The organism is Methylophilus sp. DW102 (assembly GCF_037076555.1).
GTDB classification, from domain to species: Bacteria; Pseudomonadota; Gammaproteobacteria; order Burkholderiales; family Methylophilaceae; genus Methylophilus; species Methylophilus glucosoxydans.
Map to the genome: position 1 here is coordinate 2,867,582 of NZ_AP029023.1, position 13,378 is coordinate 2,880,959.

Annotated in this window: 12 protein-coding genes; 9 read left to right on the plus strand and 3 right to left on the minus strand. The window is 54.2% G+C overall.

Annotation, left to right across the window (positions count from 1 at the left end):
• Positions 1-108 precede the first annotated feature (108 nt).
• The 9 genes from hprK (at position 109) to tmpT (ending at position 9,155) form a co-directional block, all read left to right on the plus strand.
• Entirely contained in the window at positions 109-1,059 is a 951-nt protein-coding gene (gene hprK, locus AACH41_RS13680) for an HPr(Ser) kinase/phosphatase (RefSeq protein WP_194748956.1), read from the plus strand.
• 19 nt (positions 1,060-1,078) lie between these two features.
• Positions 1,079-1,960: an RNase adapter RapZ gene (rapZ, locus tag AACH41_RS13685; RefSeq protein WP_338655754.1), complete on the plus strand. Its 882-nt coding sequence runs from the start codon at positions 1,079-1,081 to the stop codon at positions 1,958-1,960.
• Positions 1,961-1,981: 21 nt separating this feature from the next.
• Positions 1,982-2,389, plus strand: a complete 408-nt coding sequence (locus AACH41_RS13690) for a PTS fructose transporter subunit IIA (RefSeq protein WP_194748958.1) — start codon at positions 1,982-1,984, stop codon at positions 2,387-2,389.
• Between the two features lie 11 nt (positions 2,390-2,400).
• On the plus strand, positions 2,401-2,670 hold the full coding sequence (locus tag AACH41_RS13695; protein ID WP_275357897.1) for an HPr family phosphocarrier protein: 270 nt from the start codon (positions 2,401-2,403) through the stop codon (positions 2,668-2,670).
• Positions 2,671-4,422 carry a phosphoenolpyruvate--protein phosphotransferase gene (gene ptsP / locus AACH41_RS13700; protein WP_338655756.1) on the plus strand — a complete coding sequence of 584 codons (1,752 nt, stop codon included), beginning with the start codon at positions 2,671-2,673 and terminating at the stop codon, positions 4,420-4,422.
• Positions 4,423-4,548: 126 nt separating this feature from the next.
• On the plus strand, positions 4,549-6,579 hold the full coding sequence (locus AACH41_RS13705; RefSeq protein WP_338655757.1) for a M3 family metallopeptidase: 2,031 nt from the start codon (positions 4,549-4,551) through the stop codon (positions 6,577-6,579).
• An 86-nt stretch (positions 6,580-6,665) separates the two neighbouring features.
• On the plus strand, positions 6,666-6,974 hold the full coding sequence (locus tag AACH41_RS13710) for a hypothetical protein (RefSeq protein ID WP_338655758.1): 309 nt from the start codon (positions 6,666-6,668) through the stop codon (positions 6,972-6,974).
• A 198-nt stretch (positions 6,975-7,172) separates the two neighbouring features.
• Positions 7,173-8,420, plus strand: coding sequence for a hypothetical protein (locus AACH41_RS13715; RefSeq protein WP_338655759.1), 1,248 nt, complete (start codon positions 7,173-7,175; stop codon positions 8,418-8,420).
• A gap of 72 nt (positions 8,421-8,492) precedes the next feature.
• Entirely contained in the window at positions 8,493-9,155 is a 663-nt protein-coding gene (gene tmpT, locus AACH41_RS13720; RefSeq protein ID WP_338655761.1) for a thiopurine S-methyltransferase, read from the plus strand.
• A gap of 5 nt (positions 9,156-9,160) precedes the next feature.
• Here the strand turns inward: tmpT and AACH41_RS13725 are convergent, their stop codons facing one another.
• The 3 genes from AACH41_RS13725 to AACH41_RS13735 form a co-directional block, all read right to left on the minus strand.
• Positions 9,161-9,838, minus strand: a complete 678-nt coding sequence (locus AACH41_RS13725; protein WP_338655762.1) for an HAD family phosphatase — start codon at positions 9,836-9,838, stop codon at positions 9,161-9,163.
• A gap of 66 nt (positions 9,839-9,904) precedes the next feature.
• A complete protein-coding gene (locus AACH41_RS13730; RefSeq protein ID WP_338655763.1) occupies positions 9,905-10,795 on the minus strand; it encodes a transglutaminase family protein in 891 nt (296 codons plus the stop codon).
• Between the two features lie 8 nt (positions 10,796-10,803).
• Positions 10,804-13,344 (minus strand): circularly permuted type 2 ATP-grasp protein, encoded by a 2,541-nt coding sequence (locus AACH41_RS13735; RefSeq protein WP_338655765.1) that lies wholly within the window; start codon positions 13,342-13,344, stop codon positions 10,804-10,806.
• Positions 13,345-13,378: the final 34 nt, after the last annotated feature.

Sequence of the window (13,378 nt, forward strand, 5' to 3'; positions counted from 1 at the left end):
CCGGGTAGAGAATTCACCCCGCCCCCGCTACTTTTACGCCGTTTCACGCCACCCGAATCAATTCAGTTGTAAAATGAGTCCAACACTTTGTTGATGCGTTAACAACTTATGGCTCAAATCTCTGTAGCCGATTTATACAAGCAGATTCGCAGTAAACTCAAATTGAAATGGGTAGCAGGCGAGTCTGGCGGTCAGAAAATTCTCAATTCAGGCACTGTGACCAAGCCTTCACTGGCACTGGTCGGGCATTTGAATTTTGTGCACCCCAACCGGGTGCAAGTGTTGGGCTGTGCCGAAATGGACTACCTCGGTGGGCTCAGCATCCTGGCCATGCAACAGGCGGTAAGCAACCTGTTTTCAACCGACCTGGCCATGGTCGTGGTCGCCAATGGCGAAAAAGTACCCTCGGTCATGCTGGAAGCCGCACAACAATCGCAAACCCCCTTATTCACGACGCCCATGATCAGCCCGCAACTGATGGAATTACTCAGCCATTATCTGGCGGTAGCGACGGCAGAAACTACCAGCCTGCATGGTGTGTTTATGGAGGTACAAGGCTTTGGCGTGCTGATTACCGGCAGTGCGGCGATTGGTAAAAGCGAGCTGGCGCTCGAGCTGATTTCACGGGGCCATCGGCTGGTGGCAGATGATATTGTGGATTTTTACCGGGTCTCGCCCGAACGCATTGAAGGCCGCTGCCCGGAGCTGTTGCAAGACTTTCTGGAGGTGCGAGGTCTCGGCATTTTGAATATCCGCGCACTCTATGGCGATAATGCAGTCAAACCAACCAAACCGCTGGATATGATGATACAGCTGGAGCTGGCCGACGAATTGAAGCCGCAGGACCTGGACCGGCTCAGTGCCAACCGGCAGACGCAACAAGTGCTGGATGTAGAGATCAGCAAGGTGATTATCCCGATTGCGGCCGGGCGCAACATTGCGGTACTGGTAGAAGCCGCCGTACGCAATCACATGTTGCTGTTGCGTGGTGTCAATGCCACCAAACAACTGACACAGCGGCAAAAACAGATCATGCTCAGAGAAAGCAAATTACGATGACATCCACAGGGTTAAGCACATGCAACTGGTGATTGTGACCGGGCTCTCCGGCTCGGGTAAAACCATTGCCTTGCGCGTGTTTGAAGACAGCGGCTATTACTGCATTGATAACCTGCCGGCCACCTTGCTGCCGCATATCCAGAGCCATGTGGCCAACCGTGATGCGGCCAAAGTGGCGGTGAGTATTGATAGCCGCAGCATTGCGATTGAGTCTTTACCCGACATCCTGAAAACCCTCAAGAGCCAGGGCATTGCCGCGCATCTGCTGTTTCTGGATGCCAGCCTGGAGACGCTGGTCAAGCGCTTCTCTGAAACCCGGCGCAAACACCCGCTCAGCACGCCAGATCAAGCGCTGGCCGAGAGCATTAAACATGAGCGTGATTTGCTGTCTGGCCTGAATAATCTGGGCCACCATGTGGATACCAGCAACCTGTCATCCAATGCCTTGCGCAACCACACCCGGGACTGGATGCTGCAAATTGAACAAAGCTATTTGCCCGCCCGCTCGCATTCGCTGGTGCTGTCGTTTATCTCGTTTGGCTTTAAACATGGCATTCCACTCGATGCCGACTTTGTGTTTGACGTGCGCAGCCTGCCCAACCCGCATTACGATCCGATTTTGCGACCCTACAATGGCACGCAGGCGCCGATACAGCAGTTTTTGCAAAATGAAGCACAGGTGCTTGAAATGCAGCAAGACATTCAGCACTATATCGAAAAATGGCTACCAAGCTTTTATCACGACCATCGCAGCTATGTCACGGTAGGCATCGGCTGCACCGGGGGGCAACACCGTTCCGTCTATCTGGTGGAACAATTGGGGGCGTATTTCAAGCAACAGCATCAAGTCATGATTCGCCACCGCGAACTGCAGGATGCCGCCGCGATCGCTACCCCGTAACGAGACTCTGAAAGTACATTTATGATTGGTGTTTTGATTATTGCGCACGGTAGCCTGGGACCCAGCCTGATTGACTGCGCCACACATGTGATGGGCAACCGCCCGGCACAGCTGGATTATCTGGAAATTTCAAAAAATGATGACCCGGCAACGGTACTGCCCAAGGCGCAGGCACTGGTGCAAAGCCTGGACAGTGGCCAGGGGGTGCTGGTGTTGTCAGATATTTATGGCGCAACCCCTTGCAATATCGTCACCAAACTGCTGACACCAGACGAGACCGAGGGCGTGGCTGGCGTGAACCTGCCCATGCTGGTGCGCGTGCTCAACTACCGTCACGAGGGTTTGCACTCCTGCATCCAGAAGGCCCTCAGCGGTGGCCGCGACGGCGTTGTCCACTTTACCAAAACCACTTGTCATCACGCACAATAACCACATAAACCATGGCCAAACTTTCTTTAGAAATCATCAATAAACTCGGCTTGCACGCACGCGCCTCCACCAAATTCACCCAAACTGCCAGCCAGTTCAAGAGCGAAGTCTGGGTGGAAAAGAATGGCCGTCGAGTCAATGCCAAAAGCATTATGGGCGTGATGATGCTGGCCGCCGCCAAGGGCAGCACCATTGACATTGAAGCCACCGGCCCGGATGAAGATCAGGCGCTGGCCGCACTCGAAGCACTGGTTAACGACTATTTTGGCGAGGGTGAATAATTGACCAGCTTTAGCATGCATGGCGTCGGGGTATCGAGTGGCATTGCCATCGGCCATGCACACCTGATTTCGCATGCCCTGCTCGAAGTCGTGCACTTCAAAATTGAGGCGTCTGCCATCGACGAGGAAATTGCCCGCTTTGAACGTGCAATCGGTCTGGTCAAGCACGACCTGGAACAACTCAAAGCACAACTGCCCAAAAATGCCCCGGCTGAACTGAGTGCCTTTATCAATACCCACTTAGCCATGCTGACTGACAAATCATTGTCAGAAGCGCCTAAAGCCATTATCCGCAATGAACTGTGCAACGCCGAATGGGCGCTCAAACAGCAAATGGATGATATCGTCGCCCAGTTTGACGCGATTGAAGACGCCTATTTGCGTGAGCGCAAGCAGGATGTGGTGCAGGTGGTGGAGCGTGTAATCAAGGTCTTGTTGGGCCGCGACCAACTGGCCGCCAGCGAGAAAAAACTGCAAGCCAGACAAGAGCGCGCCATGATCCTGGTGGCGCATGATGTCTCCCCGGCAGATGCCATCCAGTTCAAACATCACCAGTTTGCAGCCTTTATCACCGATGTCGGCGGGGTTACTTCACACACCGCGATTCTGGCACGCAGCCTGAATATTCCGTCCATCGTCGCCTTGCAGCGCGCCCGTGACCTGATCAATGACGGCGAACTGATGATAGTCGATGGCAGCGAAGGCGTGGTCATCGTCAACCCTGACCCTGAGGTGCTGGCGGAATACCAACTCAAGCAAAACCAGTGGCAACTTGCCCAGCAAAAACTGCAACGGATTAAAACCACCAAAGCCGTCACCGTGGATGGGGTGGCGATTGACTTGCTGGCCAATATTGAAGTGCCGGACGATGTGGTTGCCGCCAAAGCCTCGGGCGCCGTCGGCGTAGGCTTATACCGGACCGAGTTCCTGTTTATGAATCGCACCGAAATGCCCGATGAGCAGGAACAGTTTGAAGCCTACAAACATGTGGCGGAGGCCATGAAAGGCCAGCCGGTCACCATCCGCACGCTGGATATTGGCGCCGACAAGCAACTGAACCCGGATGAAGTGGTGACGGCCATCAACCCGGCGCTGGGCTTGCGTGCCGTGCGCTATTGCCTGGCCGAGCCGCATATTTTTCACAGCCAGTTCCGCGCCCTGTTGCGTGCCTCGCACTATGGCCAGGTGAAAATCCTGATTCCCATGCTGTCCAACCTGGCAGAACTGCGACAAACCAAACTGCTGTTCGCCCGTGCCAAAGAATCGCTGCGCCAGCAAGGCATCCCGTTTGACGAGCAAGTGCCTATCGGCGGCATGATCGAAGTACCGGCCGCCGCCATCAATGCTGACGCCTTTGCCCAGGAGCTGGACTTTTTGTCCATAGGCACCAATGACCTGATTCAATATACGCTGGCGATTGACCGTGCCGACGATGCGGTGGCGCATTTGTATAACCCTTTGCACCCAGCCGTCTTGCGCTTGATCCAGATGACGATTGCCGCCGCCGCCAAATATGACAAGCCGGTCTCTGTCTGCGGCGAAATGGCGGGCGACATCAAACTAACGCGCTTGCTGGTCGGCATGGGCATGCGCCAGTTATCCATGCACCCGGCGCATATCCTGAGCGTGAAGTCGCAAATCCTGCAGAGCGAAGAAAACGTGCTGGCCAAACAAGCCAAAAAAATTCTGTCGCTCAATGATCTGGAGAAAATTGACCCGCTGATTAAAAAATTAAATGGCGAAGTGCACTAACGCTGCACGGATGCCCTTGTATTAAACAAAACTCATCACCATCATCAATATATACAATGAGCCAAATGCGAACATTTGGCGAATAATACGCCTCTATCATCTATCGCATTCAACAAAGGATTTGCTGTGAGCACCAACCCATTACTTGCTTTTAGTGGCCTGCCCAAATTTAACGATATCCGTCCAGAGCACGTCTCACCCGCCATTGACCAGTTACTGGCAGAAGGCCGCGCCCTGGTAGAGCGCCTGGCGACTGCCAGCGAGACGCCCGACTGGCAAAACTTTGTGCAGCCGATTGAAGACTACTCGGAAAGACTGTCTCGCAGCTGGGGGCCGGTCGGACACATGAACGCCGTGGTCAACACGCCAGAACTGCGTGAAGCCTATAATGAAAACCTGGCCAAACTGACCGATTTTTACAGCGACCTGTCACAGGATGAGCGCCTGTACGCCAAGTACAAAGCCATCCAGGCCAGCGCAGGTTACGCACAATTGAGCCGGGCACAACGCAAGATTATCGACAACGAAGTGCGTGGCTTCAAACTGGGCGGTGCCGAGCTGCCGCCAGCCGAAAAAGTACGCTTCAAGGAAATCGCCGAACAACTGTCCAAACTGGGCAGCAAGTTTGAAGAAAATATCCTCGATACCACCAACGACTTCAAGCATCTGGTGACAGACGCAGCCGAACTCACAGGGCTGCCTGAGGACGCCTTGCAAGCGGCCGCCGAAGCTGCAAAAGCTGAGGAGAAAACCGGCTATCTGTTTACGCTGCACTTCCCGTCTTACATGCCGGTCATGCAATACTGCGACAACCGCGCTCTGCGTGAAACGCTGTATCGGGCCTATGCCACGCGCGCCTCAGAATTCAGTAAACCCGAATGGGATAACACCGCCCTGATCGCTGACCTGCTCAAACTCAAGCAGGAAGAAGCGCAACTGTTAGGCTTTAAAAACTATGCTGAACTGTCGCTGGCGACCAAGATGGCAGATACGCCAGCACAGGTGATTGAATTTCTGGACACCCTGGCCAAGCGGGCCAAACCCTATGCCGAAAAAGACATGGCCGAACTCAAGGCCTATGCCGAAAAGCTGGGCTTTAGCGACATGCAGGCTTGGGATGTGTCCTACATCAGCGAAAAGCTGCGCCAGGACAAATACGCGTTTTCAGATCAGGAAGTTAAACAATACTTCCCCGAAGACAAGGTGCTGACAGGCCTGTTTAAAGTGGTGGAAACCATTTTTGGCGTGCAGGTGCGCAAAACCGATGCGCCGTTATGGCATAAGGATGCGGGTTTTTATGAGATCAGCGACCAGCAGCGTCAGCCAATTGCCTATTTCTATCTGGATTTGTATGCGCGGCATGGCAAACGCGGTGGCGCCTGGATGGATGAGTGCATTACCCGCCGCAAAATTGCCAATGGCATTGAGCTGCCGGTTGCCTACCTGACCTGTAACTTCTCGGCACCCGTTGGCGACAAACCTGCGCTGTTCACCCATGACGAAGTGATCACGCTGTTCCATGAATTTGGTCACGGCCTGCACCACATGCTAACCCAGGTCGAGGAATACAGTGTTTCCGGCATCAAGGGCGTGGAGTGGGACGCGGTCGAACTCCCCAGCCAGTTTATGGAAAACTTTTGCTGGGAATGGGACGTGCTGCGCCATATGACGGCGCATGTCGACACTGGCGAGCAACTGCCGCGCGCACTGTTCGACAAAATGGTCGCCGCCAAAAACTTCCAGGCCGGCATGCAAACCGTGCGCCAGATCGAGTTTTCATTGTTTGATATGCGTTTGCACAGCAGCTTTGACCCGACAGGCAAGCAGACGGCACTGGACGTGCTCGAACAGGTGCGTGATGAAGTGGCTGTGTTGCGCCCCCCCAAATGGAACCGTTTCCCCAATAGCTTTAGCCATATTTTTGCGGGCGGTTATGCCGCAGGCTACTACAGCTACAAATGGGCAGAAGTGCTATCTGCGGATGCCTATAGCCTGTTTGAAGAGCTGGGCGTGTTGTCTGCCGAGGCAGGTAGCCGCTTTAAAAACGAGGTACTGGCACAAGGTGGCGCACGTCCGGCCATGGAGTCTTTTGTCGCCTTTAGAGGTCGCGAACCGAGTATGGATGCGTTGTTACGCCACAACGGCATGGCAAGTTAATCACTTTGTACATCTAGCCAAGTGGCTGACACTTGGCTTTTTTACACGCACCCGCTATGCTAGCCAGATCGTTTTAAGGATTAAAAATGTCTCGTCTGCCCCTCTCTGTGTTACTGATTGCTTTGTTGCCGGCGGTGGCGTTTGCCGCCAAAGAAGAAGCAGATGATATTCAAGCCAAAACCGCCAATGGCGATGAAGTGGTGCTGCACGCCAATGGCTACTGGGAGTTTAAGGATGCCAAAAAAGCCGAGGAAGCCAAAGTCAAAGTCGAGCAATTTGAGCGGAGTAATAGCTGTCCCTTGGGTATGCGGCCCAGCTTTTTGGGCATCGGCCGTTGCATCGCGTTTGACGATCCCATCCTCAAGCGGGGTTCACTGAGCGGCAAGGGCCGCTAATTTGCGGCCACGCGAACCTCAGACAAGCACTAAAACAGGGCAGCCATCGCTGCCCTGTGTCATTTTCAAATATCCCGCGCACAGCAAGTGCAGGGCACGGGCCGCAAGCACAAGCCATTGTGCGCAATATTTAGCCAACGTCCCCCAGCAGGAACGCCACTTGCTTATTTCAGGTTTTAGATGCATTGATGGAGCCTCATGATTAATTCTCTCGATTTTGCCCGCCACGGCGACAAACAAAACTCCGCCTTTTTTGAAGAGTATTTGCAAAAGCTGCTCGAAGAGCGCGACCAGCTCGGGCTGACCGACATGATTCAGGAAATCGATGCGCTGATGATTACGGTAGACCCTGATCATTCGATCCAGTACATCGCCGAACTGTCTTTAATGACCTCTTACCATTATCTGGTGACACTGGAGAGTGAGAAGCACTGGACGCATATTCTGCGCATAGACCTCGACTCGCCGGATTTACTGGTCCGAGAGGTGAAAGACCCTAACTTCAGGGGGATTTTCCGCGCACTCAACGAGATCTATCCTGTTGGGGCGCGCAAACCAAATAGCCGCTACATGGGTGAAATCATCCGCGTTACCAATATGCACGAGGTGGTGAAGTTACAGGAAGAACGCGAATTCCGCTTTTTTACCCAGGACGAAGTGCGCAAACTGGAATTGCCGGGCAATGTGGCGATCAGCAAACCTTCGCCCTACACGCATAATATCGTTGGCTATATGAAACGCGAGCCGGATGAATTACGCGTGTATGCGCTTGGTATCAGTACCATCCGCGCCGATGTGCAAGCCGCGTATGAAGTGGCTAAAAACCTGCAGGCCAAGCTGCGCATAGACGATTTGATTTTGCCGGTGGATCACCTGGCCACCCGCGTTTATAGCCAAAACCGTGAGGTGGCGATTCTCGAATACCTGTCCTGGTCCAGCTACTTTTTCTGGGGCGCCTATAACATCTGGGATCAGAACTCCTCCACCAATGTCACCAAGAGCGTGCATGGTTTCCCAGAAACCAAGAGCCCGGCCAAAGTGTTTACCGCCAACAATACGCCTTATTTTGTTAACCACCTGGAAAAACTGCCCTCGCCGACCGAGACCTTTGTGCGTAACTATGGCCCGCGCTTGCACCATATCGCCTTATCAGTCAAAGATGGCACCCGGGACGGTAAGGAAAATATCGAATTTGTCGTCGATGCCATTGCCAGCCAGGGCAAAGGCTTTCTGCTCGATGTGATTGGCTCCAAGGAAGAAGGCCTGAAACAGATTTTCTCCAATGCCTCTGAACACTCCTCGCTGATTATTGAATATGTACAACGCTATGACGGCTTTGATGGCTTTTTCACCCGGGATAACGTGGCCAAGCTGACCGAAGCCGCCGGGGTGGAAGAAGGCGTGCTGGAGCAACAGGCAAGATTGAGTCAGCGCGCTGGGAAATAACTGATACGTACAGGTTGATCTATACTTAGGCTCTTTACGCTCAGGCTTTGACGCCTAGACCAAGGATTTTGTATGGATCACGCATTCTGGCACAGTCGCTGGCAAACCCAGCAAATTGGCTTTCATCTCGACCAAGCCAACCCGCTGCTGGTCAGCCACTTTCATCATTTGGCATTAACGGCCGGGCAGTGTATTTTTGTGCCCTTGTGCGGAAAATCGCTGGATATCCCCTGGCTGTTAGACCAAGGGCTACAAGTGGTGGGCATAGAACTGAGCCCACTCGCGGTGAAAGCGTTGTTCCAAGAGCTGGCGCTGACACCGGAAGTAGAAGAGATGGGGGCGATCACCTGTTACCGTGCCGGGCCACTGACTGTGTTTAATGGCGACTTTTTTGCCCTCAGCCAGACACAACTGAAGCAGGCGCAAGTAGGTCAGATAGATGCGGCCTATGACCGCGCCGCACTGGTGGCCCTGCCCGCTGACATGCGCCCACGCTACAGCCAGCATTTGGCCGCCTTGACCGCACACGCCAAACAATTACTGGTGAGTTTTGACTACGACCAGTCGCTGCAAGCCGGACCACCGTTTAGTGTCGATGCCCAAGCAGTGCAACAACTGTACGGCAAGGACTTTAGATTAAGCCTGTTGGCCGATGTACCGCTGGCGGGTGGCCTTAAGGGCAAATGCCCGGCACAAGAGCAAGTGTGGTTATTACAGGCAAAAGAACGAGTTTAGGAACGTCACTCAGCCATGTCGGCGCTTGGCACGCAGCCCATGAGCGCATCATGATGCTGATGCCAGTGCAGCAAGCTTTCCACCACATGAAACGCCTGTGCCCGCACCAGGTCGCCCGGTTGTTTTAAATCCGGCACCACAATCACGCGCAAGCCTGCAGCAATCGCGGCTTGTGCGCCCAGTTCACTGTCTTCAAACGCAATGCATTCGTCCGCTTGCAAGCCCAGTTTTTCCAGGGCCAGCAGGTAGATGTCCGGGTTGGGCTTACCACGTTGCACCTCCTGGCCACTAGTGACGTGGTCAAAGTAATCCAGCACGCCCGTATGGCTCAGACGGTGGGTAATATGCGGGATGGGTGAAGAAGAAGCGACACTGCAGGTGACGCCTGCCTCTCGGTAAAACTGTAATAGCTCAAGCACACCCGTTTTGAGCGGGAACACATGGTTGCGTGCATCAAGATAGGTGTTCAGGCCAGCAATCACCTGCTGCATATGATGTTCGCCGTTGAGTTGCTCTGCCATGATCCGGCTGGAGTCTGACCAGATCCGCCCAACCAGTTGCACATATTGCTGCTCGGTATAGGTAATGCCTATGCTGGCGGCGGCTTCAATACAACCTTGCATGATGATACGTTCAGAATCGATCAGCAGACCGTCCATGTCAAAAATTGCGGCTTTAATCACTGGCAAACCCGTTTGGCGAACAAAGCGATATTTTATCGCGTCTTTGCAGGTGGGATCACAGGAATATCACGCTTGCTCGGCGTAGGCCAACGGCGTGACAGTGACACTGACCTTGAGTTGTTGCTGACCGCCGCCAAGCACCACACCACGCATAGGTGAGACATCACCAAAATCGCGGCCCCAGGCCACGGTAATGTGCTCTTGCTGGACCAGACAATTATTGGTCGGATCAAAGTCTACCCAGCCATAGACCGGGCAATAGACAGACACCCAGGCGTGCGATGCATCGGCGCCGACCAGGCGCGGCTGGCCTGCGGGTGGATGGGTAAGGATATAACCGCTGACATAACGGCAGGCCAAACCGATAGAGCGTAGCGCGCCTATCATCAGATGGGCAAAGTCCTGACACACACCGCGGCGGCCTTTGAGCACCGTATCCAGCGGGGTAGAGACATCGGTGGCTTGTGGGTCAAATTCAAACTCGGTATAAATTTTTTGCGTCAGCGCCATGGCGGCTTCTAGCAACGGTCGCTGCGGGGTAAAGCAGCTCAGGGCGAAACTGGCCAGCGCTTCGCTACAGGTCACGCGCCTGGTGGCATACACATAGGGCGCAGCATCCAGGTGGTGTGTGTCCTGATCTTTTAACAAAGTCTGCACCTGCTCCCAGGGCGGGCTTTGCACAAGCTCAGCCATCTTTGGCCGTGGCTGGATATCGACCTGGAATCTGGAGGTGACTTCGAGTGACTGGTGCGGTGTCAGTAGCGTGAAGTAGTCATTGTGATTGCCGAAGAAATCCAGCCGCCGCGACTGTTCCGCCGGCTGCGGCTCACAGGCCAGCGTATAAGAAACGCATTGCTGAAATGCGGTTTGCCGGGGCATTAAATGCAGTAATTGCTGTGATTGAATCACAGGCACATCGTAGCGATAAATGGTTTGGTGTTCGACCTGATAGCGCATGCGGGTCCTTAATGCCCAGAGATGACGACCGGACTGGCATAGCTGAAAAAGCGCAGGCTGAGGCGGTCAGACAGCGTTAAAGTCACCTCGTAGGTGTGATTGAGCCAGGCTGACAACTCTGGACTGCCTTGCATAAAGCAGGTGTCCGGGTCGAGTTGCAGCAAGGCTTGCCAGCAGGCTTTCAGCTCGGCGGCAATGCCGCCTGCATTATCATGGGCATCCATTTCTTCGAGATATTTCACCAAACCCTTGATTTGAAAAACAATGGCATTGGGATTATTGCCATCCATCAACAGTAAATCCAGCACAGGCAACCATTCGGGTTGCGAGGCGTAGCGGGCACGGTAAGTGACCAGGTTATTGGTCACTTGTAGCAACCACTCAAGATTACTATGTTGTGGCATTTGCAAGGCACGGCTTAATAACACACACATAAACTGCAAGCGCTCAATCCGCCGTCCGAGCGACATAAACCGCCAGCCCAGATCACGCGTCATCCAGTCCATGGCAAAGCCGGTCAAGGTGACAAAATGATTCACGGCCTGCTCGATATACGACATCGCATCCTGCAAGGTGGCATGCGCGTGCCGGGTAATAAACTGCCGTGACAATACGTTCACGGTCCGCCAGTGGTCATTGGAGATGCGCTCACGCAGGTTGAACGCCTGTTGATACAACTGCTGCACGCTGGTGGCCAGACTGCCGGACTGCTGCGAGAACACGGCTTGTACCAGCAACGGCTCAATATCATCATCACTGTACGGTTGCCATTTCGCCCATTCTTCATCATCTTTAGGCGAGGGCAACAGGTCAAACCACTGACACAAGCCCTGCATGGTCGGCCACTCGCCTTCGCGCGATTCTGGCGTGTATTCGAGCAAGGCGCGCAAGGTGGCGCGTAACATCATGGCTTTTTGCAGGTTGCGTACTGAATAGCGGCCATACCAGAACATGTTTTCTGCCATGCGGCTGGAGAGCGAGGTGTTTTCACGCACCAGGTCCTGACTGGAGGTGGTTTTGCGCAACAAGCTGAACGCCGACTGCGTAAACTCCGAAAGCACCCAGGTGTCTTTGCTGGTGCCGCCACGCTGCATGGTCACCACGCGGCTATCTTTGCCGCTGGCGACGCGGGAAAGGCCGCCTGGCATCACCGCATAGCCATTGGGGGTGGCAAAGGCATAGACACGCAAACTCACTGCCAAGCTGCCCATTTGTGGCTGGTGATGATGATTGCTCAGCACAGGCGCATGTGAAATATCCACTTGTTCCTGGGCAATATAATGGCCGGGCTGCGCACGCAGCTTGGCAATCAGCGCCTCTTTTTGCGTAGCATTGAGATCCTCGCCAAAAATGGGCGAAGATTGCATTTGCGGGTAAGCCGGTTTGATCACCAGATCATCCAGATGCTGGATCACATATTCAAGCGCCGCAGATTCACCACACCACCAGGTCGCCACCGAAGGCATGTGCAATGACTCACCTAGCAGCGACTGGCACAAGTTGGGCAAAAAGCCCAGCAAAGCCCCAGATTGCAACAAGTTGGCGCCCAGCGCATTGGCAATCAGCACATTGCCCAGTCGGGCGGCCTGGGTCAACCCGGCCACGCCTAACAGCGACTCTGCGTTGAGTTCCAGCGGGTCACAATAATCATCGTCAATGCGGCGTAAAATGGCGTGCACAGGCTTGAGCCCGGCGATGGTTTTGAGCCAGACCACGCCGTTGCGCACCGTCAGGTCGTTGCCTTGCACCAGAGGATAGCCCAGATAACCAGCTAAAAATGACTGCTCGTGGTAGGTTTCGTTATACGGTCCTGGCGTCAAAATCACCACCAGTGGCGGCTCCCCCTGACTCAGTGGGGCAATGCCAGGGACAGTCTGTGCCTGATTTTGTGCAACGCGGTGCCCCCAATGTGCCAGACTGTCACGCATGCTGGCAAAAAAGCCGCTCAAGCGCTCAATATTGAGGTCGCGGAACATTTCGGGGAACACACTGGAAATAATGGTACGGTTTTCCAGCGCATAACCAGCTCCGGTGGGCGACTGGGTCCGGTCAGACACCACCCACCACTGCCCGTTAGGCGAACGCGCAATATCCACGGCATAGTTATGCAGGGCAATATTGTCGTAATGCGGGATGCCGACACAAGAAGGCAAAAAGCCGTTATGACCGTAAATCAGCGCCGGCGGCAGTTGACCACTGGCAAACAGGCGCTGTTCACCATATACGTCCAGTAACACCTGATTGAGCAAGGTGGCCCGCTGCGCCACGGCAGCAGCGATATGCTGCCACTCATGCGAGGGGATAATCACTGGCAAGACATCCAGATCCCATGGCCGCTGCACGCCGTGCGTGTCTGCATAGACGTTATACGTCACGCCATTATCACGAATCTGGCGCTGCACAGCCTCCATGCGCTTGCGCATGACGGCAGGCTCTTCACTCTCCAGCTGAGAAACCAGGGCCTGCCAGTGCGGACGTGGCTGGCCCCTGCTATCCAACAGTTCGTTATAGCGGTCAGAAAAATAAAGTTGATTAAGCACTGGTTGCATGCGTGGTTAAGCGAGGATCATGGTGCGACTCAAA